This is a genomic window from Brevundimonas phoenicis, assembly GCF_047237745.1.
Taxonomy (GTDB): Bacteria; Pseudomonadota; Alphaproteobacteria; order Caulobacterales; family Caulobacteraceae; genus Brevundimonas.
Map to the genome: position 1 here is coordinate 1,431,489 of NZ_JBDFLN010000001.1, position 22,933 is coordinate 1,454,421.

Genomic DNA, 22,933 nt, shown 5'->3' on the forward strand with positions numbered 1-22,933 from the left:
GAGCGCGGCTTTCGCGCCTCCGCCGGGATCGTCCGGACCGGGATGACGATTTTCCGAAAGCGGCCCTCGCAAGAGCGCCGCTTTCCGCCTATCTGACGACGGGCATAGTCGTGGGGACCGCCTGATGGCTTCGGCCGCTGAACAACTTGCTGCCAATATGAACATGGGCTCGTTCGCGAAAGCGACCGAGCTGCACAAGCGCCTGCTGTTCACGCTGGGCGCGCTGCTGGTCTACCGGATCGGCACCTATGTTCCGATCCCTGGGATCAACGGCGAGGCCTTCCTGGCCTTCTTCCAGAACCCGGATGGCCAACGCGGCATCCTGGACATGTTCAACATGTTCTCGGGCGGCGCCGTCGAGCGCATGGCCGTGTTCGCGCTGAACGTCATGCCCTACATCTCGGCGTCGATCATCGTCCAACTGATGGGCGCGGTGTATCCGCCGTGGGAGAAGCTGAAGAAGGAAGGCGGCGAGTCGGGCCGCAAGCAACTGAACCAGTACACCCGCTATCTGACGGTATTCCTGGCCCTGGCCCAGTCCTTCGGCATCGCGGTGGGCTTGAACGCCCAGCCGGGCCTGATCGACCAGCCGGGTCTGTTCTTCATCATTTCGACGGTCACCGTCCTGACCGGCGGCACCATGTTCCTGATGTGGCTGGGCGAGCAGGTGACGGCGCGCGGCGTCGGCAACGGCATCTCCCTGATCATCTTCGCGGGCATCGTGGCGGTTCTGCCGTCGACGGTGGCGCGGATGCTGGGCCTGGCCCAGCAGGGTCAGATGTCGGCCTTCACCCTGCTGTTCATCGCCATCATGGCGGTGGCGGTCATCGTCTTCATCGTCTTCATGGAACGCGCCCAGCGCCGCCTTCTGATCCAGTATCCGAAGCGCCAGGAAGGCAACCGCATGACCGGCGGCGACAAGTCGTTCCTGCCGCTGAAGGTCAACACCGCGGGCGTGATCCCGGCCATCTTCGCCTCGTCGCTGCTGATGCTGCCGACGACGGTGGCCCAGTTCACGGCCAATGCGAACCTGCCGGACTGGATGAGCTGGCTGCCCCTGGTGACGGCCCAGCTGACGCACGGCCAACCGGTGTTCATGATCCTGTACGCCGTCCTGATCGTCTTCTTCTGCTTCTTCTACACCTCGATCACCTTCAACCCCGAGGACACGGCCGAGAACCTGCGCAAGTACGGCGGCTTCCTGCCGGGCATCCGTCCGGGCAAGCGCACGGCCGAGTATCTGGACTATGTGCTGACGCGCCTGACGGTGATCGGCGCCGCCTATATCACCGCCGTCTGTCTGCTGCCGGAGTTCCTGGTCAGCAGCCTGGGCAACAGCCTGTACTTTGGCGGAACGTCTATCTTGATCGTGGTCTCGGTGACGATGGACACTGTCGCCCAGATCCAGTCGCATCTGCTGGCGCACCAGTACGAAGGGCTGATCAAAAAGGCCAAGTTGCGCGGCCGTGGCCGGGGCGGTTCCGCTCCTGTCCGTCGCTGATCGGGTAGGGGAGCCCGGAATATAAAATGAACCTGATCCTGTTCGGGCCGCCTGCGGCCGGCAAGGGCACCCAGGCCAAGCGGCTGGTCGAAGAGCGAGGCATGGTCCAGCTCTCGACCGGCGACATGCTGCGTGCGGCTATCGCTTCCGGCTCGGAGCTGGGGCTGAAGGTCAAGGACGTGCTGGCGCGCGGCGACCTCGTCACCGACGAGATCGTCATCGCCCTGATCGAAGCCCGCCTGCCGGAGGCCGAGGCCGCCGGCGGCGCCATCTTCGACGGCTTCCCCCGCACGGTGGCCCAGGCTGAAGCCCTGGACCTCATGCTGGCCAAGTGCGGCGCCAAGATCGACAGCGTCATCCGCCTGAAGGTGGACGACGCCGCCCTGACCGACCGTATCGGCAAGCGGTTCGCCGAGCAGGGTCGGGCGGACGACAACCCCGAGACCTTCAAGGACCGCCTGGCCGTGTACAACCGCCAGACCGCGCCGCTGCTTCCCTACTATGCAGACCAGGGCAAGCTGACCGAGGTCGACGGCATGGGCGACATCGCCGCCGTGGCCGCCGCCATCGACGCGGCGCTGGACGCCTGAGCCGACACGCGGTCTGATCCCCTCCGCTTCTGAAGCGTTAGCGTTCTGAAGCCTTTGCGGGAGAGACGGTTGCGGCCGAAACGAATGAAGCAATGGCGCTGGGGCGCGGCGGGGCTGGCGGCCCTTCTGCACCTCGGCGCCTTTGTGCTTTTGGGCGTCGGTCGGCCCGAGGCGACCTTCGTGCCGCCGCCGCCGCTCATCATTGTCGATCTGGTCCGACCTGAGCCGGTCGCACCGCCGCCGCCTCCCCCAGAGCCTGCGGCGTCCCAGGGCGGCGGCGCCCCGGCCGCGCCCTCCGTCGTGCGCCCCGCGCGTCCCCGTCCTGAGCCGCCCAAGTCGGAAGTCACGCCGCCGCCGCGTCCTGCCCTGGAGCAACCGCTGGTGATTGGAGTCGCGCCTGAGCCTGGCCCGACGCCTGGTCAGGGGCAGGGCGGGCAGGGAACCGGCAGCGGGGGCGGCAGCGGATCGGGCGTCGGCCCTGGCGTGGGCGACGGCCCGCCACGCATCATTCGCGGCCCCACTGTGGGGGAACTGCGCACGCTGCATCCGCGCGAGGCCTTCCGCCAGCGGAGAGGCGGTCAGGCGACCCTGGCCTGCCGGGTGCGCCTCGACACCACTCTGAGCGATTGCCGCCTGGTCGACGAATCGCCGCCGGGGATGGGATTCGGTCAGGCGGCCCTTGCGGCCTCGCGTTATTTCCGCTTTCGTCCTGCAACGCAGAACGGAGCGCCGCTTGATGGTCGAGAGGTCCGGGTGGGGGTCGAATGGCCCTGAGCCAGCCTGCTCACGGCGCTTGCCCGTTGACGCATTGGGAATCCCCTGTATAAGGGCGGCCTTCCGCGAAGGGCGTACACGTTCCAGGTCTGTTGACCGGAGCGGTTTCTGCGTCTGAATTAACGCGTACTTGGAGAATTTCGTGGCCCGTATCGCAGGCGTCAACATTCCGACGAACAAGCGCGTTGAAATCGCGCTTCAGTACATTCACGGCATTGGCGCGCACAACGCCAAGGAGATCACGGCCAAGATCGGCATCGAGCCGGCTCGCCGCGTGAACCAGCTGACCGACGCGGAGATCCTGCAGATCCGCGAGACCATCGACCGCGACTTCACCGTCGAAGGCGACCTGCGCCGCGAGACGTCGATGAACATCAAGCGCCTGATGGACCTGGCCTGCTACCGCGGCCTGCGTCACCGTAAGGGCCTGCCGGTCCGCGGCCAGCGCACCCACACCAACGCTCGCACCCGCAAGGGTCCGGCCAAGCCGATCGCCGGCAAGAAGAAGTAAGAGAGAGGCCTGACCGATGGCTAAGGAACCGGGTCGCGTTAAGCGCCGCGAACGCAAGAACATCACCTCGGGCGTGGCCCACGTGAACGCTTCGTTCAACAACACCATGGTGACCATCACCGACGCTCAAGGGAACGCGATTTCCTGGTCGTCGGCCGGCCACATGGGCTTCAAGGGCTCGCGCAAGTCGACGCCGTACGCCGCTCAGATGGCTGCGGAAGACGCTGGCAAGAAGGCCGCCGAGCACGGCGTCAAGACGCTGGAAGTGAACGTCTCGGGTCCGGGTTCGGGCCGTGAGTCGGCCCTGCGCGCCCTGCAGGCCGTCGGCATGACGATCACGACCATTCGTGACGTGACGCCGATGCCGCACAACGGCTGCCGTCCGCCGAAGCGCCGTCGCGTCTAAGGTTCACGCCGCCTAACCCTTCTCCCGGCGGCTCCTGTTGTTCTGAACGTGAGAACACGGAGCCGTCGAAACCCGTTCGAGGGACTTTATGATCGAAAGAAACTGGCAAGAGCTGATCCGTCCCGAGAAACCGCAAGTCGAGGGCGGGTCTGACCCGCAGCACAAGGCGCGTCTGATCGCCGAGCCTCTCGAGCGCGGTTTCGGTGTGACGCTCGGCAACGCGCTTCGTCGCGTTCTGCTGTCTTCGCTTCAAGGCGCGGCGGTCACGGCCATTCAGATCGACGGCGTTGTGCACGAGTTCTCGTCGCTGGAAGGCGTTCGCGAGGACGTGGTCGATATCGTTCTGAACATCAAGCAACTGGCCCTGCGCATGCACGCGGAAGGTCCGAAGCGGATGACGCTGCGCGCCACGGGCCCCGGCCCGGTGACGGCGGCTCAGATCGACCTGCCGGCCGACATCGAGGTGCTGAACCCGGATCACGTGATCTGCACCCTGGATGACGGCGCATCGGTCCGCATGGAGCTGACGGTGCAGAACGGCAAGGGCTACGTCGCCGCCGAACTGAACCGCCCGGAAGACGCCCCGATCGGCCTGATCGCCGTCGACGCCCTGTATTCGCCGGTGAAGCGCGTCGCCTATCGCGTCGAGCCGACCCGTCAGGGCCAGTCGCTGGACTACGACAAGCTGATCCTGGAAGTTGAAACCAACGGCGCCGTCTCGCCGGTTGACGCTGTGGCTTACGCTGCGCGCATCCTGCAAGACCAGCTGCAGATCTTCATCACCTTCGATGAGCCGACCAAGGCTGTCGAGCAGTCGGACGGCAAGCCCGAGCTGCCCTTCAACCCGTCGCTGCTGAAGAAGGTGGACGAGCTGGAGCTGTCGGTCCGTTCGGCCAACTGCCTGAAGAACGACAACATCGTCTACATCGGCGACCTGATCCAGAAGACCGAGGGCGAAATGCTTCGCACCCCGAACTTCGGCCGCAAGTCGCTGAACGAAATCAAGGAAGTTCTGGCGTCCATGGGCCTGAGCCTCGGCATGGACGTGCCGAACTGGCCGCCGGAAAACATCGAAGATCTGGCCAAGAAGTTCGACGACCAGATCTGATCATCAACCCTCCGCCCAGGTCCGTTGGATCGGTTGGGGCGGTTAGAATGAGAGGCCCCAGGTCTCGTCCGCCAAGTAGGGACGGGAAACCAGGGTTGAGTAGGAGAGACCCCGATGCGCCACGGCGCCGCCTATCGTAAGCTCGGCCGTACGGTCAGCCACCGCCAGGCCATGTTCGCCAACATGGCCGCCTCGCTGATCAAGCACGAGCAGATCACGACCACCCTGCCGAAGGCGAAGGAACTGCGTCCCTTCGTCGAGAAGCTGGTCACCCTCGCCAAGAAGGGCGACCTGCACGCTCGTCGTCAGGCCATCAGCGCCGTTCGCGACGTGCCGCAAGTCGGCAAGCTGTTCGACACGCTGGCCCCTCGTTACGCCGAGCGTAACGGCGGCTATATCCGCATCATGAAGGCGGGCTTCCGTCACGGCGACAACGCCGCGATGGCCGTGATCGAGTTCGTCGATCGCGACGTGGCCGCCAAGGGCCTGGACTCCGGTCCGGTCTTCGCCATCGAAGGCGACGACGAGGCCTGATTTCGGCTTCATCGCTACGATGCCGAAAGGACGACCGGAGCAATCCGGTCGTCCTTTTCTTTGTCTGGAATTCTGTGACGGGCAGGATGTTTCAATGACCTTCGCCATGCCTTCCATCGAGACATGGAATGGCCGCCGCGTCTCGATCTGCTCCGCGGATGCTTCGTTGTTGGCGACGACAGGCGACATCAACGGCTTTCTGTCGATGGCCTTTGAAGCGAACGCGGACTGGCTGGCCCTGCCGGTCAGTCGTCTGGGGCAGGATTTTCTTCGTCTGCGCACCCGCCTTGCGGGCGAGACGACCCAAAAGTTCGTCAACTACCATGTTGGTTTGGCGATCATCGGCGATATCTCGGTCGAGATAGCCGCATCGGATGCGCTGGCTGGCTATGTGCGTGAGAGCAATCGAGGCCGTGCGGTCTGGTTCCTGCCGGACCTCGGCAGTTTGAAGACGGCTCTGGAGGCGGGGAGGGACGCGCCCTAGCGTCGTTCAACGTCGAGGCTTCGGTTTCATGCGGTCCATCCGAAGAGAATTTGCGCCCGGGGGCGGTGTTTTCCGAAGTCGTGCAAATTGCGTCGGGCGCGGGAAGACGCCAAGCTGTCGCCAAGCCTCGCAGAAGGCTGAGAGTGAACGCATCAGGAGATCCCATGTCTCGTCCCCCCGCCATGCTGGCCGCAGGTCTGGCTTTGCTGGCCTTCTCGTCGCTGGCCATGACAACGACCAGCGTGCTGGCGCTGGAGGCGGCGGTCTCGCCCCATGCTGCGACGGCGACGCCCGCCCGCGCTCTGACCACGCCGCTGGAGGCGTTCGGCCATGAGGTCGGGGCGGACTATCGCCTGATCACCTACACTCAGTTCGAACGCTATCTGCACACCCTGGCCGGGCAGTCGGACCGGATGAAGCTGGTTGAGATCGGCCGCTCGTCCGAAGGGCGGACGCAGTACCTCTCGGTCGTCTCCTCGCCGCAGAACCTGGCGAACATCGACCGCTATCAGGAGATCGCGCGCCGCCTGGCCAAGGCCGAGGGCGTCAGCGAGGAGGAAGCCCGCGCCCTGGCCGCCGAGGGCAAGGCCGTGGTCTGGATCGACGGCGGCCTGCACTCCACCGAGACGGTGCCGCCCCAGGCCCTGATCGCCGCCCTGTATGAATGGCTGACGGCCGAGGACGCCGAGGCCAAGCGCATCCTGGACGATGTGGTCATCCTGTTCGCGCCGCTGAACCCGGACGGGTGGGAGCTGGTCTCCACCTGGTACATGCGCAACGATGATCCGCTGAAGCGCGAGTACGACAGCATCCCGGTGCTGTACCAGAAGTACGTCGGCCACGATAACAACCGCGACTACTACCTGTCGGCCATGGCCGAGACGACCAACGTCAACCGGCAGTTCTTCCGCGAGTGGTTCCCGCAGATCATCTACAACCACCACCAGACGGCGCCGGCGGGGACCGTGGTCTTCATGCCGCCGTTCCGCGACCCCTTCAACTACAACTACGACCCGCTGGTCATGAGCACCCTGTCCGAGGTCGGGGCCGCCATGCACAGCCGTTTGATCGAAGAGGGCAAGCCCGGCTCGACCATGCGCAGCGGGGCCAACTATTCGACGTGGAACAACGGGATGGAGCGCTCCGTCACCTATTTCCACAACGCCGTCGGCCTGCTGACCGAGATCACCGGCCACCCGACGCCCAGCCGGATCAGCCTGATCCCGGACAATCAGCTGCCGCGCAACGACCTGCCCATGCCGGTCGCGCCTCAGACCTGGCGTTTCGCCCAGTCGATCGACTATTCACAGTCGATCAACCGCGCCGTGCTGAACTACGCCTCGCGCAACAAGGACCGGGTGCTGTTCAACATCTGGCGCATGGGCCAGAACGCCATCGACAAGGGCAATACCGACACCTGGCGCGTCACGCCCTCAACGATTGAAGCCCTGCAGACTGCGGCCGGAGAGAACGCGCAGCAGGGGCGTCGCGGCGTTGATCCTGCGCTGTATGAGCAGATCCTGCGCGACCCGGCCCGTCGCGATCCGCGCGGCTATGTCATTCCCGCGGACCAGGCTGACCTGCCCACCGCCGTCGCCTTCCTGAACAGCCTGATCAAGACCGGCGTGGACGTGGAGCGGGCGACGCGCGCCTTCACCGTCGGGGCTAAGACCTATCCGGCCGGTTCCTATGTGGTGAAGACGGCCCAGGCCTATCGCCCGCATGTACTGGACATGTTCGAGCCGCAGGATCACCCGCACGACCTGCAATATCCGGGCGGGCCGCCCAAGCTGCCCTATGACGCCACCGGCTACACTCTGGCCATGCAGATGGGCGTTCAGTTCGACCGCATCCTGGACGGTTTCGAGGCCCCGACTGAGCGCGTCGCCGATGTCATGGCGCCGCCGCCGGGCAGGATCGAGGGAACGGGTCGGGCGGGCTGGCTGATCGATCATGCGCCGATCAACGGTTTCATCCTGACCAACCGCTTGCTGGCGGCGGGCGTGCCCGTCTTCTGGCAGGAAGGCGAGACGCGGGCGGGCCGTGCGAGCCTGGCCCCAGGCGCGCTTTGGATTCCCGCCGATGAAAAGGCGCGGCCGATCGTCGAGGCGGCGGTGCGCGACCTGGGCCTGAACGCCCACGCGGTCGCCCGCGCGCCGGGCGGTGAACGTATCGCGCTGAAGCCCGTGCGGATCGGCCTGGTCGATCGCTACGGCGGCTCGATGGCCTCGGGCTGGACCCGCTGGATGCTGGAGCAGTTCGAGTACCCGTTCGAGGTGATCTATCCGCAGCGCCTAGACGCCGGCGATCTGAACAAGGACTTTGATGTTCTGGTCTTCGCGTCGGACATGATTCCTGCGGACCTGTCGGCGGCGGCCCAGCGCGAACAACCGGACCCTGAGACGATCCCGGCCCAGTATCGCGGTTGGTTGGGGGCCGTCACGGCCGAGAAGACGGCGCCGCAGATCGATGCCTTCGTGCGCGACGGCGGCAGTCTGGTCACCATCGGTTCGTCGCATCGCCTGGCCAAGGCCATCGGCGCGCCGGTGCAGGACGTGCTGACCCAAGCCGACGGCAGGCCGCTGGCACCGACCGACTTCTTCATTCCGGGCGCGGTGCTGAAGACCGAGGTGGACAACAGCCGCCCTCTGGCCTTCGGAGCGCCGCGCGAGATGAACGTCTTCTTCAATCGCAACGCGGGCTTCCGCCCTGCGGGCGAGGGGGCGTCGATGGTGCGCTATCCGCAGCAGGTGGCGGTGAACAGCGGCTGGGCTATCGGGTCGGAGCGTCTATCGGGCGCAGAGGCGGTGCTGGACATCAAGCACGGCGAGGGCCGGGTGATCGTCCTGGGGCCGGACGTGGTGAACCGCGCCCAGGCGCGGGCTTCGTCACGGCTGCTGTTCAACGCCCTGTTCTACGGTCCCGCCGTGACGGGCGCCGACCGTTAAGTCTCCCCCAGAGGCGGAAGTGAAAAGGCCGCCCGGCGTCCACCGGGCGGCCTTCTTTTTCAGAGATGGGCGGATCAGCCTTCGGTCGAACCGTCCTGGGGCGCCTTTGCGGCGCGGCCGCGGCTGTAGATGAAGTAGACGCCCAAGCCGACCAGGTTCCAGAACACGAACCACAGCTGCGTCTTCTGCGGCAGGCTGGCCAGCAGGTACAGGCAGCCGGCGATGGCCACGGGGCCCACGACCCAGCCCAGGGGCGTGCGGAACCCGCGCGGCATGTCAGGCGCGCGACGGCGCAGGATCAGCATGCACAGGGCCACGGCGCTGAACGCCACCAGGGTGCCCGCGTTAGCCAGGGCCACGATCTCGTCCAGCGGCACGAACAGGGCGATGGCGCCGACCACGACGCCGGTGAAGACGGTGATGCGCACCGGCGCCCCGCCCTTGGACACGCGGGCCAGGCCGCGCGGCAGCAGGCCGTCACGCGCCATGACGAAGAAGATGCGGCTCTGGCCGTAGAAGAAGGCCAGGATCACCGTCGGCAGGGTCAGCACCGCCGTCACCGCCAGGAAGTGGGCCGCGCCCGGCTGGTTGATCTCGCGCAGGATCAGGGCCAGCGGCTCGGGGCTGTTGGCGAAGCGGGTGAAGGGCGTGGCGCCCAGGGCGGCCGTGGCGATGACGGTGTAGATGGCAGCGCAGGCCAGCATCGAGCCGATGATGCCGATGGCCAGGTCGCGCTTGGGGTTGCGGGTCTCTTCGGCCGCGGTGGCGATGGCGTCGAAGCCATAGAAGGCCGAGAAGATGATGGCCGCCGCCGCCATGACGCCGCGCTCGACGCCGTCATCGCCCATCTGACGGGCGAAACCGAAGGGGCTGAAGGGCTCCAGGTTGGCGGCGTTGAAGTGGGGCAGGGCGAACCAGACGAACAGGGCCAGGGCCGACAGCTTCACCGCCACCAGGATCAGGTTCAGCGTCGCGCTCTTCTTGGCTCCGGCCAGCAGCAGGGCGCCCACGGCCATGATGATGAACAGGGCTGGGACATTGGCCACGCCGCCGGCGTGCGGTCCCTGCATGAGGGCCATGGGCAGGCCCAGCCAATCATGCAGCAAGGGAGCCGCGTAGCCTGACCAGCTGACGGCCACGGCGCTGACCACCAGGCTGTATTCCAGGATCAGGCTCCAGCCGATGATCCAGGCGACCGCCTGGCCCAGCACGACGCGGGAATAGGTATAGGCGCTGCCGGACGCCGTCACCGTGGTCGCCATCTCGGCGTAGCACAGGGCGGCGCAGGCGCAGACAAAGCCAGCGATCAGGAAGGACAGCAGAACCGCCGGCCCCGCCTTATCCGCGCCGATGCCGATCAGCGTCAGGATGCCGGTGCCGACGATAGCGCCCACGCCCATGGCCACCAGATGCGGCCAGCTGAGGCTGCGGGCCAGGCTTTGAGCGCCGGACTCGGCGTTTGGGCGCGGTTGCGCGTCTGGGCCGCCCATCGGTGGCTCCTGTCTTGAGGAGATCATGAAGCCAGCGGGTTTGCTGCGGATGGCCGGGCAATACAAGGGGCGTGGGCCCGTCGCCCTGAGCGCGGGTTCGGTTTCTGATCCGATGGCGGAATTTTCGTCACGGTTTCTCAGTCGAAACGGCATGAAACGGAGGTCGATCCGTCACCGGCTCGCGCAAGCTTCGGTCCTGCTTTTCGCTATCCCTCGCCGCCGGGCAGGAGGGGTTCGACGTCATTCCGGTCGGTATGACCGCCTCCCGCCGCAGCTTTTTGACCAACCGGTGGAACGACGATGAACAGCAGCTTCAAGACCCTGCTCGTGGTGGCGGCCAGCACGCTCGCCCTGGCGGCCTGCGGCGGATCGGCCGAGGTGGCCTCGCCCGGCGAAGGCGACTTCGGCAATGGCAACGGGAACGGCAACGGCAATGGGAACGGCAATGGCGGCAACGGCCAGGCCGCGGCTGACTGCCCGACCGGCTTCGCCAACGTCGGCACCATGGCCAACGGCACGCTGCGCAACTGCCAGCTGCCGCAACAGATCAACGGCGCGCTGACCGTGCCGCTGCGCGCCGGCACCATCTACTCCATCTCGGGCCGCACGGCCGTCGGCACGGACGGCGGCGTCGACGCCTCGGCCAACACCGGCACGCAGGGCATCCTGACGGTGGAAGCGGGCGTGACCATCTTCGCCTCGGGCGGCGGCGACTACCTGCTGGTCAACCGCGGCTCGCAGATCTACGCCGAAGGCACGGCCTCGCAGCCGATCGTCTTCACCAGCCGCCAGAACGTCGAAGGCGCGACGACCGAGAACTCGCACGGTCAGTGGGGCGGCATCGTCATCGCCGGCCGCGCGCCCCAGGCCAACTGCCAGCTGACCGCGCCTGTCACCTGCACCGGCCAGGTGGAAGGCACCAACGCCTTCTACGGCGGCGGCAACGTCAACGACAACTCGGGCCGTCTGCGTTACGTCCAGATCCGCTACTCGGGCTTTGAAATCTCGACCGGCAACGAGCTGCAGGCCCTGACCCTGGCCGGCGTCGGCGCGGGCACGACCATCGAATACGTCCAGTCCTACAACTCGTCGGACGACGGCATCGAAATCTTCGGCGGCAACGTCAACCTGAAGCGCATCGTCATCAACGGCGCCGACGACGACGCCTTCGACACCGACACCGGCTGGCGCGGCGGCGCCCAGTTCGGCATCGTGACCCAGCGCGCCCCGAACGCGACCAGCCGCTCGGCCGGTTTCGAGTTCTCGGCGGCTCCGGCCTCGACCCCGCTGGCCCAGCGCTACAACTCGCAGCCCAAGATCGCCAACTGGACGATGGTGGGCCGCAACTCGCCGACCGACGCCCACACCGTCGCCCACTTCGACACGGGCACGAAGGCGACCGTGGTCAACTCGGTCTTCACCAGCGCCGCCGGTTCGTTGGCCGGTTGCCTGGACATCGCCGACGCCGACACGGCCAGCGTCAACCCGGTGTTCAACTCGGTCTTCATGTCCTGCGGCATCTCCTACCGCGCCAGCGGCGCCGCTCGTTCGGAGCCGATCTTCACGGCCGGGACGAACAACACGGCCAAGGGAACCTCGACCCTGACCGCCCCGACCGCGGGCGTGACCATCTCCAACCAGGTTCTGACCTTCATCAACGGCGCCAATGAAACCGCCGTGACCCCGGTCAAGGCCTCGAGCGTCCACGCCGCCTTCACCGACACCGACTACATCGGCGCCGTGAAGAACGCTTCGGACACCTGGTGGCAGGGCTGGACCTGCGGCCTGACCGCCAACGCGAAGTGCTGATGAACCCTCTGGCGAGGCGGCGGTCCGAAAGGGCCGCCGCCGACCCTTTGAGCGTCCAGCCTCTCTCGACCTACGCAAGGCAGCCGAACATGAAGAACAAGACCCTGACCCGTAACGGGCTGCTGCTGGCCAGCAGCGCCCTGGTCGCCGCTTTCGGCGCGCCCAGCCTCGCGCTCGCCCAGGCGTCCGCCCCCGTCGCCGCCGTGGCACTGAGCAATGAACTGCCCGCCGATCCGGAAAACCCGGATCAGGTGTCGCAGACCCCGGCCACCCAACTGGGCGACATCGTCGTCCTGGGCCGCAATATCCCGCAGCCGAACCGTCAGAGCGCCGAGGTGGCCGCTTTCCTGACGTCGGAAGACCTGCAACGCACCGGCGACTCCACCGCCGCCGCCGCCTTGACCCGCGTGACCGGCCTGTCGATCGTCGAGGGCCGCTTCGTCTATGTGCGCGGCCTGGGCGAGCGCTATTCCTCGGCCCTGCTGAACGGTTCGCCGCTGCCCAGCCCCGAGCCGCTGCAGCGCGTGGTGCCGCTGGACCTGTTCCCCTCCAGCATCCTGGCGGGCGTGACGGTTCAGAAGTCCTATTCCCCCAACTATCCGGGCGAGTTCGGCGGCGGGGTCATCGACCTGCGCACCGTGGACGCCCCGGCCGAACCCTTCCTGACCTTCAAGGCGGGCATCGGCGGCAACACCGAGACGACGGGCCGCGACAACCTGGTCTATTACGGCTCGGACACCGACTGGACCGGCTTCGACGACGAGACCCGCAAAATTCCGGGACCGATCGACCTGGCCTTCCGCACCGGCAAGCAGATCAACATGGCCAACTTCTCGGCCGCCGAGCTGCAGACGATGGGCCGCTCGATGGTCAATGCGCCGCTGCGCCTGATGCAGCGTCAGCAGACGCCGGTCGACGGCAGCCTGGAGCTGGCGGGCGGTTTCCGCACCCCGACCGAGGTCGGCGACCTGGGCGTCATCGCCGTGGCCGGCTACGACAACTCCTGGCGCACCCGTCAGGCGATCCAGGAAGAGGGCCAGTTCCAGGGCGACGACCTGGTGCCGGTCTCGACCTTCGACGTCGAGTCCAACCAGAACGACGTGCGCCTGAACTTCCTGGGCGGCCTGTCGCTGACGACTGACGATCATGAGGTGAAATGGACCAACCTCTACGTCCGCACCACGACCAAGCGCGCGCGCACCTCGGCCGGGCCGGACTTCGACGCCGGCGGCAGCGTGATCCGCAACGACTACACCGAATGGTTCGTGCGTCAGCTGTTCACCAGCCAACTGGCGGGCGAGCACTACTTCGGCGCCGACGGCGAGTGGAAGCTGGACTGGCGCGCGGCCTACGCCAAGACCTCGCGCGACGCGCCCTATGAATCGCGCTTCCAGTACGGCGTCGACGCCCAGGACCGCTTGATCCACAACGTCCAGGGCAACCAGATCTCGTTCAGCGAGCTGGACGACGAAATCTGGTCCGGCGGCGTGGACCTGGCCTATAAGCTGCCGATGGCGGCGGGGCGCGAGGCGACCATCAGCGTCGGCGCCTCGACCCTGGACAACACCCGCTCGGCCGAGCGTCACGACCTGCAGTTCGAGGCCGTCAACGGCCTGACCGACAGCCAGCGTCGCGCGCGGATCGACTATCTGTTCTCGGACTTCAACATCAATCCGTGGACCCTGCAGCTGCGCGAGATCGCCGGCTCGAACGGCGCCAACGCCTATGACGCCGACATGAAGGTCAACGCGATCTACGCCATGGTCGACGCCGAGTTCGTGCCGACCATCCGCACCACCTTCGGCGTCCGCTTCGAGGACGGCCAGCAGAGCGTGACCCCGCGCGACCTGTTTGGCGGAACCTCGTCCTATGAGGCGACCGAGATCGAGGAGCAGTACTGGCTGCCGTCGTTCACGGCGACGTGGAACTTCACCGAGGATCAGCAACTGCGCTTCGGCGCGTCCAAGACCATCGGCCGTCCGCAGTTCCGCGAACTGGCGCCTCAGGCCTACACCGATCCGGAAAGCGACCGCGTCTTCATCGGCAACCCCTATCTGACGGACACCGAGATCCTGAACCTGGACGCGCGCTGGGAATGGTATTTCGGCCGCCAGCAGTTCGTCACGGCGGGCGTCTTCTACAAGAAGCTGGACAAGCCGGTCGAAGCGGTGATCGTCGATGTCGGCAACCAGCGCCAGCAGACCTTCCTCAATGCGCCGGAAGCGACCGTCATGGGCGTCGAGGCCGAGGTGAAGAAATACTTCGAGTTCGCCGATCAGGCGGCCTTCATCTCCAACAAGCGCTGGCTGGTGCAGGCCAACTACACCTGGTCGGACTCCGAGGTTTCGGTCGGCGAGGGCGACACCGTTATCACCCTGGGCGGCGGCGGCCGTCCCGAACAGGCGTCCTTCTTCATCCAGGACGGCAGCCGTCTGCAGGGCCAGTCGGAGCACGTCGCCAACCTGCAGCTGGGTTGGGAAGACGACACGGCCCGCTCGCAGGCGACCTTCATCCTGAACTACGTCTCGGAGCGGATCACCGCGCGCGGCGCGGGCGTCGGCACGGCGCGCGAGCCGGACTATGTGCAGGAGCCGGGCGCCTTCCTCGACTTCGTCTATCGCAAGGACTTCACCGTGAAGGGGCGCGACCTGGGCTTCGCCCTGGAGCTGCGCAACCTGCTGGGGACGGACTTCGAGGAGTATCAGGAGAAGGGCAACAAGATCCGCATCAACCAGTACGACCTGGGCCAGAGCGCCTCGGTCAGCCTGACGGCGCGTTTCTAAGCGTAGACTGCGCCTGAACATTTGAGCCGGGAGGTCTAGCGGCCTCCCGGCTTTTGTTTGGGTGTTGCCTTTTCAACCGCTCATCCCGGCGGACGCCGGGATCCAGTGCTTTGGCTAAGCCCTCTGCAATTTCTGACTCGCTTGCTCGCGGCTCTTACTGGATCCCGGCGTCCGCCGGGATGAGCGGGGATGGAACATCTGCACTTTCACTACGAAACGTCCGAACCCGCCGTATCTGTCGTGACAACTTCTCGGCGCTGTCATGGTTCGGAGCGAGCCGGGTACGGAGCATCCGCCTAGGGAGTCGTTGCGGCCGCGAGAGGCCGTTGGGGATGTCTTCCTTGCTCGCTGGCCTTCGCAAACTGAGCGCCGTTTCGTGGGGCAAGGGCGGCCTGTCCCTTCGCCGCCTATCCCTTCGTCGTCCGCCGTTGCGGCGCGTGGTCGAGGCGACGTTGATCCTGCTTCTTCTGGTGCAGGCTGGGCGGCTGGTCTGGCTGTTCGCGGCGCCGACGCCGCAAGCGACGCAGGCGCGGCCTCTGCCGGAGGTCGACCTGGGCGTGCTGTCGCGCTTCGACGCCTTCTTCCGCAACGGCGGAGGCGGGGCCGAGGCGGCGCCGTCGGACAGCGGCGGCCTGAGTCTGTTCGGCGTGCGCGCGGACGGCGCGGGCGGCGGCTCGGCCATCATCGGTCTGTCGGACGGACGCCAGGTCTCGGTCGGCGCGGGCGAGGAACTGGAGGCGGGGCTGACCTTGACCTCGGTCGCGCCCGATCACGTCATGCTGTCGCGCGGCGGCGCGCCGTTTCGTCTCGACTTTCCCGACATAGCCCCGGGCGTTGCGCCCGTTGCGCCTGTAGCGGCGGCGCAACCCGCCGTGACTGCGCCCCAATCCGCTTCGGCCGAAGGCGTGGTGGTCGATCCTCAACGTCTGATCGCCCAGGCGGGGCTGCGGCCGCGCATCCAGGGCCTGGGGATCAAGGGGCTGACCGTGTCCGCCTCGGGCGACGGGGGCGAGCTGCGCAACGCAGGCCTGCGCTCAGGCGACGTCATCCTGTCGGTCAACGGCGCGGCCCTGAACAGCCCGCAAGCGCTCGCCGCCCTGCGCGGCCAGTTGGCCGACGCTCCCTCGGCCCAGATCCAGTTCGAGCGCGACGGTCAGGTCCGCTCCTCCACCGTAAGGACGCGCCCATGAAGGCCCCCAGTCGTCGCTCTGGAAGCCGCTCCCTGTTGACCGGCGTTCTGGCCGCTGTTCTGGCGGTCCAGCCGCTGGCCGCCGCGCCGGTGATGGCGCAGGAATCGCGCCAGACGCTGAACGTCCAGAACGCCGACATCCGCGCCTTCGTGCAGGATGTGGCGCGCACGACGGGGCGCACCTTCATCGTTGATCCGGCGGTGACGGGCACGGTGACGGTGTCCAGCCCGCGCCCGTTGACCCGCACCCAGCTGTTCGAGGTCTTCCTGTCGACGCTGCGGGCCAATGGCCTGGTGGTGACGCCGACGTCGTCGGGCGCCTATCGCATCAGTCCGGCGCAGGGCGCGGCGCAGGGACCGGCCACGGTCGGCGCCGAACGGTTCTCGACCGAGGTCTTCACCCTTCGCCACATCGACGCCGCCTCGGCCGCCGAGACGATCCGGCCGCTGGTCGGGGCGCAGGGGCAGGTGCTGGCCAACCCCGGCGCCAACAGCGTGGTGGTGGCCGACTTCGCCGACAACCTGTCGCGCATCCGGGCGCTGGTGGGCCGCATCGACGTCGACCGTTCCGCCTATGAGGTGGTGGCGCTGGAGAACGCCTCGGCGCGCGAGATCGCGGGCGTGCTGCAACAGGTGACGGGCGGCCCCGGCGGGCCGGGTCTGGTGACGATCACCCCGGTCGAAAGCTCCAACGCCCTGGTGCTGCGCGGCGACGGGCAGGCGCTGGCGCGGGTGCGCGGCCTGATCGCCGATCTGGACGGCCGGGCGCGGGCCAGTCAGGACGTCAACGTCGTCTTCCTGGAGCACGCCGACGCCGAGCAGCTTCTGCCGGTCCTGCAACAGATCGTTGGCCAGCCGGGTGATGCGGCGGCGACGTCCTCGCCGCGCCTGCGCACCGCGCGCGCCGGGGCGAACCAGACGACCAGCGGCATGGGGCAGGGCGGCCTGACCACGACGGGCGAGGTCGACAGCGGGCCGATCGGCTCGACCACCGTAACCGCCACCGGCCAGCGCGCGACGATCGCCCGCTTCCCCGGCGCCAACGCTCTGGTCATCTCCGGCCCGGCGGATATGCAACGTACCTTGACCGAGGTGATCCGCCAACTGGACGTGCGCCGCCAGCAGGTGCTGATCGAGGCCATCGTCGTCGAGCTGAGCGACAAGGCCGTGCGCGATCTCGGCGTGCAGTGGCTGATGGCGGGCGAGCAGGGCGTCGGCCTGACTAACTATTCCGACCGCGCGGCGCCGCTGGTTCCCATCGCGGGCGGGGCGGCGGCAGGGCAACTCGACAAGGACGACCCCTTGCGCGAGCGGTTGCAGAACCTGGCGCTGAACAGCCTGCTGGGCGCCAACGGCTTCGTCGGCGGGGCGGGCGGCAAGTGGGGCGACGGCCTGTTCGGCTTCATCATCAATGCGGCCAAGACGGACGCGGGCTCCAACCTGCTGCAGACCCCGTCGATCATGACGCTGGACAATGAAGAGGCCACCTTCCTGGTCGGGCAGGAGGTGCCGATCACCACCGGCCAGACCATTCTGGACGGCAACTCCAATCCCTTCACCACGACCGAGCGCAAGGACATCGGGGTGCGCCTGACGGTGCGGCCCCAGATCAATGCCGGCGGCTCCATCACCCTGACCCTGCGGCAGGAGGTGTCGAGCATCAACGGCCTGCTGACCAGCGGCGCCAACGACCTGATCCTGGACAAGCGCGAGCTGGAGACGACGCTGGTCGTCGATGACGGCGACATCGCCGTGGCGGGCGGCCTGCTGGATCAGAACGACCGGCTGGAGACCAGCAAGGTGCCGGGGCTGGGCGACATTCCGGGCGTCGGCGTCCTGTTCCGTTCGACCAGCCGCGAGCGGGGACGGACCAATCTGATGGTCTTCCTGCGCCCGACCATCCTGCGCACCACGGCGGACGCGCAGGGGCTGGCGGCGGACCGCTGGGGCTATATGCGCGGCGAGCAGCAGCGTGTTCACCCCGATCGCGAACCCAGTCTGGACGCCCTGCTGCGCGACTATATGCAGGCCCAGCCGCCTGCGGCGCCCGCAGCAGGCGAGCCGCTGGTCATCGCCCCCGTGGCGTCGGTCGCGGCCCGGCCGCTGCCGCCCGTGACGGGGGGCGCGCGGTGATCACCGTCGTCGATCCGCGTCTGCCCTACGGCTTCGCCAAGACCCACGGCGTCCTGCTGCTGGCGGCGGGCGAGGTGATGGCGGTCGGGGTGCGCGAAGGGGCCGACCCTCTGGCCCTGGTCGAGGCGCGCCGCGCTCTGGGCCGTCCGCTGGAGGCGACGCCTCTCAGCGCGGCCGCCTTTGATCGCAAGCTGTCGGAAGTCTATGCGGGCGAGCAGCTGACAGCGGCCGACGGCGATGACCTGTCCCTGCCGGTCGGGCTGGACAGTCTGGTGGACGACATTCCGGCGGCGGCTGATCTGCTGGACGCCACGGACGACGCGCCGGTCATCCGCCTGATCAATGGCGTCATCGCCGAGGCCGCCCGCATCGGCGCCTCGGACGTGCATCTGGAAAGCTACGAGACGCGCCTGCTGGTGCGGATGCGGGTGGACGGGGTGCTGCGCGAGGCGTTGAGCCTGAACCCGCGCGTGGCGCCCCTGCTGGTGTCGCGCATCAAGGTCATGGCGCGGCTCGACATCGCCGAGAAGCGCAAGCCGCAGGACGGGCGCATCCCCCTGACGCTGGGCGGCAAATCGCTGGACGTGCGCGTCTCGACCCTGCCTTCGCGGGCGGGCGAGCGGGTGGTGCTGCGGATTCTGGACAAGGATCAGGCCGGACTGACGCTGGACCGGCTGGGCATTGACCCGGCTGCGCTGGAGGCCTTCCGCCATGCGCTGGCCGAGCCGAACGGCATCATCCTCGTCACCGGGCCGACCGGGTCGGGCAAGACGACCAGCCTCTATGCCGGGCTGTCGCTGTTGAACGACGGCTCGCGCAACATCCTGACGGTCGAAGACCCGGTCGAATACGCCATGGAGGGCGTCGGCCAGACGCAGGTGAATCCCAAGGTCGGCATGACCTTCGCTGCTGGCTTACGCGCCATTCTGCGCCAAGACCCGGACGTGGTCATGGTCGGCGAAATCCGCGACACGGAGACGGCGGCCATCGCCGTTCAGGCGTCCCTGACCGGCCATCTGGTGCTGTCGACGGTCCACACCAATGACGCGGCCGGGGCGGTGACGCGCCTGCGCGACATGGGGGTCGAGCCCTTCTTGCTGGCCTCGACCCTGCGGCTGGTAGTGGCGCAACGGCTGGTGCGGCGCCTGTGCCCGCACTGCCGGATCGAGGAGACGGCGGACAAGGCGACGGCGCGGCTGATCGGGGCCGAGGAGGGCGTGCGCGTCTGGCGGCCGCACGGCTGCACTGACTGCGGCTCGACCGGCTATGTCGGGCGGATCGGCCTCTATGAGACGCTGACGGTGGACGAGAAGGTGCGCCGTCTGATCGCCTCGGGCGCGGATGAAGACGCGGTGTTCGACGCCGCCTTCGCGCGCGGCGGGACGTTGGCCGACCGGGCGCTGGCGCTGGTGCTGGAAGGCGTCACCTCGGTCGAGGAGGCGCTGCGCGTCGCGCGTCAGGAAACCGCCGCCGAAGAGGTCGCGGCCTGATGGCGGCCTTTGACTACATCGCCGCCGATGCGGCTGGGCGGACGGTCAGCGGCTCCGTGACCGCCGCCGACGAGATCGCCGCGCGCAAGGCGCTGGCGAAGCGTCAGTTGGCGCCGTTGCAGCTGTCGCCCGGCCGTTCGGGCGTGGTCGCGGCGTCGAAATCCGGCAAGGCCGGGCGGCTGTCGCCCAAGGCGTTGGCGCTGACGACGCGGCAGCTGGCGACGCTGATCTCCGTCTCTCCGCTGGAGGAGGCGCTGCGCAATCTGATGCTTCAGGCCGATCGGCCGAACCTGCGCCGCGTGCTGGAAGGCGTCCACGCCGGGGTGATTGAGGGGCGTCGCCTGTCGGACGCCATGGGCCAGCAGGGCGCGGTCTTTCCGCCGCTGTATCGCGCCATGACGGCAGCGGGCGAGCAGTCGGGCGCGCTCCAGCCCATTCTCGAACGCCTCGCCGACGGGCTGGAGCGGGACGAGGTCGTGCGCGGCAAGGTGCTGACGGCGCTGGTCTATCCATGCGTGCTGGCGGTGGTGGCGCTGGGCGTCATCGTCGCCATGATGACCTACATCGTGCCCAAGGTGGTCGATCAGTTCGACAGCATGGGTCAGACCCTGCCGCTGCTGACGCGGCTGGTCATCGGCCTGTCGGACCTGATGCGTGACTGGGGCTGGCTGATGGCGCTGATCCTCGCCGCCGTCGTCGCGGCGGGGCTGATCGCGCGGCGACGCGAGGCGGTGCGGCTGAAGCTGGACGCCTGGGTGCTGCGGCTGCCGCTGGTCGGACGGTTGACGCGCGATCTGCACGGGGCGCGCATGGCCCGCACCCTGTCGACCATGATCGCGGCGGGCCTGCCGGTGCTGGAGGGGTTGACCATCACCGCCCGCACCGTCTCCAACCGCGCCCTGCGCCGCGCCACCGAACAGATGGCCGAGGCCGTGCGCGAAGGCGGGGGGCTGTCGGCCGCCATGCGCCGCGCCGAGGTGTTCCCGCCCATCCTCGTCTACATGACCGCATCCGGCGAAAGCAGCGGTCGGCTGGAGCCCATGCTGGAGCGCGCGGCTGACTATCTGGAGCGCGAATTCTCCAACTTCACCGCCGTGATGCTCAGCCTGCTGGAGCCGGCGATCATCGTGGTCATGGGCGGGATCGTCGCCGTGATCGTGCTGTCGATCCTGCTTCCCATCCTTCAGATCAACACCCTGGCTCTGGGGTGAGGAGTCCTTCCATGCGCAGCGAAGATATTCAGGACAAGCGTCAGAAACGTCAGGGCTTCACCCTTGTCGAACTGATGGTCGTCATCGTCATCATCGGCCTTCTGGCGACGGTGGTGGTGATCAACGTCCTGCCCAGTCAGGACAAGGCCATGGTCGGCAAGGCGCGGGCTGACATCTCGGTGCTGGAGCAGGCGGTGGAGACCTATCGCCTCGACAATCTGACCTTCCCGACGGACCAGCAGGGGCTGAAGGCCCTGACCGCGCCGCCCGCCGATCTGGCGCGGCCGGAACGCTATCGTCAGGGCGGCTATGTCCGCCGCCTGCCGGAAGACCCGTGGGGCAATCCCTATCAGTACCGTCGCCGCAGCGCCCACGGCGGCCAGTTCGACATCTGGTCCTTCGGCGCCGACGGCCAGGAAGGGGGCGAGGGGAATGACGCCGACATCGGCAACTGGCAGGGCTGAGGCGCTCTCTCGCCCGGCCGGTTCGGTAGCCGTGGGAACGCCCAAACGCGCTGAAGAAGCGAGCCGCCGCGCGGGGAGCGTTAGCGCACGACAAGGGTTTACCCTTGTCGAGTTAATGGTCGTCATCGCCATCATCGGCGTGGCGGCGGGGGCGGTGCTGCTGTCCATGCCGGACCCGCGCCCGACGCTGGCGGTCGAGGCCGAGCGGTTCGCCGCACGCCTGACGCTGGCGCGCGAGGAGGCGGTGATGACCAACCGACCGGTGGCCCTGCGCGCCGATGCGGCGGGTTATGGCTTTGAGAGTTTCGACGGCGTCGTCTGGACGCCTTTGACCGGTGTTCTGGCGCCCCAGGCATGGGGCGAGGGCGCCGCCGTCGCCGGAGCGGCGCGCGCCGTGTTCGATCCCACCGGCGGCGCCGACGCCGCCAGCATGCGGCTGGAGCGCGAGGGCCAGGCCGTTACTGTCGCCATCGACGGGGCGGGCGAGGTGACGATCCATGAGTGAGGGAGCGTGCCGCGCGGGCTTCACCCTGATCGAATGCCTCGTCGCCCTGGCCGTGTTCGGTTTGGCGGCGATGGCGCTGTTGAACCTGTCGGGCGAGAGCACGCGCTCGGCGGCGCGGGTCGAGACACGGACGCTGGGCGGCGTCGTCGCCGACAATGTGGCCGCCGAGGCGATGATCGCGCGCGATCTGCCCAGCGGCAGTACGTCGGGGCAGGCGATGTTGGGCGGTCGCGAATGGCGCTGGATGCGGATGGTCAGCGCGACCGACATGCCGGGCGTCGGCCGCATCGACGTGCGCGTCTTCGCCGATGAGGAACAGGCCGCCGAGCGCGTGCTGTTCCGGGCGGCGGGCGCATGAAGAGGTGGCGCCAACCCGCTCAAGCAGCGAGCCGCGGCGCGGCGAGCGATAGTGGAAGAAAGAGAGCCGGGTTTACACTGGTCGAGGTCATGATCGCCCTGCTGATCTTCGCCTTGCTGGCGGGAGCGGGCGCACTGGTGCTGGGGCAATCGATCGAGACGCGGTTCGCGGTGAAGGCGAACGCGGACCGGGTGGCGGCGCTGCAACGCACCCGCGCCCTGCTGCGCGCCGATCTGGCGCAGGCGACGGGGCGGCGGGTGCGCGGGCCGACGGGGCGGCCGTCGCCGCAGGCGATCATGGGGCCGCAACGGCCGGGCGATCCGCTGCTGGTGCTGGCCCGCAGCGGGTGGAGCAACCCGGACGGGGCGCCGCGCGCTTCGGTTCAGAGGGTCGAGTACCGGCTGGTCGAGGATCGGCTGGAGCGCCGCGTGGCGCCCTATCTGGACGGGGCGCGGGCCGGGCCGCCGCAGGTGCTGTGTCGCGGGGTGACGGAGGCGCGCGTCGCCTTCATCCAGAACGGGTCCGAGGCGCCCGCCTTTTCCGCCAGCAGCGACCGGCCCCTGCCGGACGCCGTGCGGGTGACGCTGACGCTCGACGGTTTCGGCCCGGTCGAACAGTTGTTTCTGGTCGCCGCCGCATGAGGCC

Annotated in this window: 20 protein-coding genes; 19 read left to right on the forward strand and 1 reads right to left on the reverse strand. The window is 67.9% G+C overall.

Translation table 11 applies throughout. From position 1 onward, the window contains the following. The first annotated feature begins 124 nt into the window (after positions 1–124). The 9 genes from secY (at position 125) to ABC419_RS07190 (ending at position 8,856) form a co-directional block, all read left to right on the forward strand. Entirely contained in the window at positions 125–1,501 is a 1,377-nt protein-coding gene (gene secY, locus ABC419_RS07150; RefSeq protein ID WP_200165629.1) for a preprotein translocase subunit SecY, read from the forward strand. Positions 1,502–1,527: 26 nt separating this feature from the next. Beyond that, positions 1,528–2,091, forward strand: coding sequence for an adenylate kinase (locus ABC419_RS07155; protein ID WP_087139523.1), 564 nt, complete (start codon positions 1,528–1,530; stop codon positions 2,089–2,091). Between the two features lie 84 nt (positions 2,092–2,175). After that, on the forward strand, positions 2,176–2,865 hold the full coding sequence (locus ABC419_RS07160; protein ID WP_412877912.1) for an energy transducer TonB: 690 nt from the start codon (positions 2,176–2,178) through the stop codon (positions 2,863–2,865). Between the two features lie 142 nt (positions 2,866–3,007). After that, positions 3,008–3,376 carry a 30S ribosomal protein S13 gene (rpsM, locus tag ABC419_RS07165; protein ID WP_025978145.1) on the forward strand — a complete coding sequence of 123 codons (369 nt, stop codon included), beginning with the start codon at positions 3,008–3,010 and terminating at the stop codon, positions 3,374–3,376. Between the two features lie 16 nt (positions 3,377–3,392). After that, positions 3,393–3,782, forward strand: a complete 390-nt coding sequence (rpsK, locus tag ABC419_RS07170; RefSeq protein ID WP_003164390.1) for a 30S ribosomal protein S11 — start codon at positions 3,393–3,395, stop codon at positions 3,780–3,782. 88 nt (positions 3,783–3,870) lie between these two features. Continuing rightward, on the forward strand, positions 3,871–4,890 hold the full coding sequence (locus ABC419_RS07175; RefSeq protein WP_003164391.1) for a DNA-directed RNA polymerase subunit alpha: 1,020 nt from the start codon (positions 3,871–3,873) through the stop codon (positions 4,888–4,890). Positions 4,891–5,004: 114 nt separating this feature from the next. Further along, positions 5,005–5,424 carry a 50S ribosomal protein L17 gene (rplQ, locus tag ABC419_RS07180; RefSeq protein WP_087139521.1) on the forward strand — a complete coding sequence of 140 codons (420 nt, stop codon included), beginning with the start codon at positions 5,005–5,007 and terminating at the stop codon, positions 5,422–5,424. A gap of 94 nt (positions 5,425–5,518) precedes the next feature. Further along, positions 5,519–5,908 (forward strand): DUF4180 domain-containing protein, encoded by a 390-nt coding sequence (locus ABC419_RS07185; protein ID WP_412877911.1) that lies wholly within the window; start codon positions 5,519–5,521, stop codon positions 5,906–5,908. Positions 5,909–6,072: 164 nt separating this feature from the next. Beyond that, positions 6,073–8,856 (forward strand): M14 family metallopeptidase, encoded by a 2,784-nt coding sequence (locus ABC419_RS07190; protein WP_412877910.1) that lies wholly within the window; start codon positions 6,073–6,075, stop codon positions 8,854–8,856. 74 nt (positions 8,857–8,930) lie between these two features. On the opposite strand, the gene ABC419_RS07195 is transcribed toward ABC419_RS07190, so the two are convergent. Then, positions 8,931–10,346 (reverse strand): amino acid permease, encoded by a 1,416-nt coding sequence (locus ABC419_RS07195; RefSeq protein ID WP_200216287.1) that lies wholly within the window; start codon positions 10,344–10,346, stop codon positions 8,931–8,933. Positions 10,347–10,646: 300 nt separating this feature from the next. Here ABC419_RS07195 and ABC419_RS07200 point away from each other — a divergent pair, with 300 nt between their 5' ends. The 10 genes from ABC419_RS07200 to gspJ all read left to right on the forward strand — a co-directional run bounded on the left by ABC419_RS07200 (position 10,647) and on the right by gspJ (position 22,929). Beyond that, complete coding sequence (locus ABC419_RS07200) at positions 10,647–12,155, forward strand: beta-helix domain-containing protein (RefSeq protein ID WP_412877909.1); 1,509 nt, start codon at positions 10,647–10,649, stop codon at positions 12,153–12,155. Between the two features lie 89 nt (positions 12,156–12,244). Beyond that, entirely contained in the window at positions 12,245–14,938 is a 2,694-nt protein-coding gene (locus ABC419_RS07205) for a TonB-dependent receptor domain-containing protein (protein WP_412877908.1), read from the forward strand. Between the two features lie 332 nt (positions 14,939–15,270). Then, positions 15,271–16,128 carry a type II secretion system protein N gene (locus tag ABC419_RS07210; protein ID WP_412877907.1) on the forward strand — a complete coding sequence of 286 codons (858 nt, stop codon included), beginning with the start codon at positions 15,271–15,273 and terminating at the stop codon, positions 16,126–16,128. Then, positions 16,125–18,260, forward strand: a complete 2,136-nt coding sequence (gene gspD / locus ABC419_RS07215; RefSeq protein ID WP_412877906.1) for a type II secretion system secretin GspD — start codon at positions 16,125–16,127, stop codon at positions 18,258–18,260. The genes ABC419_RS07210 and gspD overlap by 4 nt, the downstream gene beginning before the upstream one ends. Continuing rightward, positions 18,257–19,750 carry a type II secretion system ATPase GspE gene (gspE, locus tag ABC419_RS07220; RefSeq protein ID WP_412877905.1) on the forward strand — a complete coding sequence of 498 codons (1,494 nt, stop codon included), beginning with the start codon at positions 18,257–18,259 and terminating at the stop codon, positions 19,748–19,750. Before gspD ends, gspE begins: the two co-directional genes overlap by 4 nt. Further along, positions 19,750–20,961 (forward strand): type II secretion system inner membrane protein GspF, encoded by a 1,212-nt coding sequence (gspF, locus tag ABC419_RS07225; protein ID WP_412877904.1) that lies wholly within the window; start codon positions 19,750–19,752, stop codon positions 20,959–20,961. Before gspE ends, gspF begins: the two co-directional genes overlap by 1 nt. Before the next feature lie 11 nt (positions 20,962–20,972). Then, the gene (gene gspG, locus ABC419_RS07230) at positions 20,973–21,425 is read left to right on the forward strand and encodes a type II secretion system major pseudopilin GspG (protein ID WP_412877903.1); all 453 of its coding nucleotides are present in this window, start codon (positions 20,973–20,975) and stop codon (positions 21,423–21,425) included. Beyond that, a complete protein-coding gene (locus ABC419_RS07235; RefSeq protein WP_412877902.1) occupies positions 21,394–21,930 on the forward strand; it encodes a GspH/FimT family pseudopilin in 537 nt (178 codons plus the stop codon). Before gspG ends, ABC419_RS07235 begins: the two co-directional genes overlap by 32 nt. Then, positions 21,923–22,288: a type II secretion system minor pseudopilin GspI gene (gene gspI / locus ABC419_RS07240; protein WP_412877901.1), complete on the forward strand. Its 366-nt coding sequence runs from the start codon at positions 21,923–21,925 to the stop codon at positions 22,286–22,288. Before ABC419_RS07235 ends, gspI begins: the two co-directional genes overlap by 8 nt. Further along, positions 22,285–22,929 carry a type II secretion system minor pseudopilin GspJ gene (gene gspJ, locus ABC419_RS07245; protein WP_412877900.1) on the forward strand — a complete coding sequence of 215 codons (645 nt, stop codon included), beginning with the start codon at positions 22,285–22,287 and terminating at the stop codon, positions 22,927–22,929. Before gspI ends, gspJ begins: the two co-directional genes overlap by 4 nt. Positions 22,930–22,933: the final 4 nt, after the last annotated feature.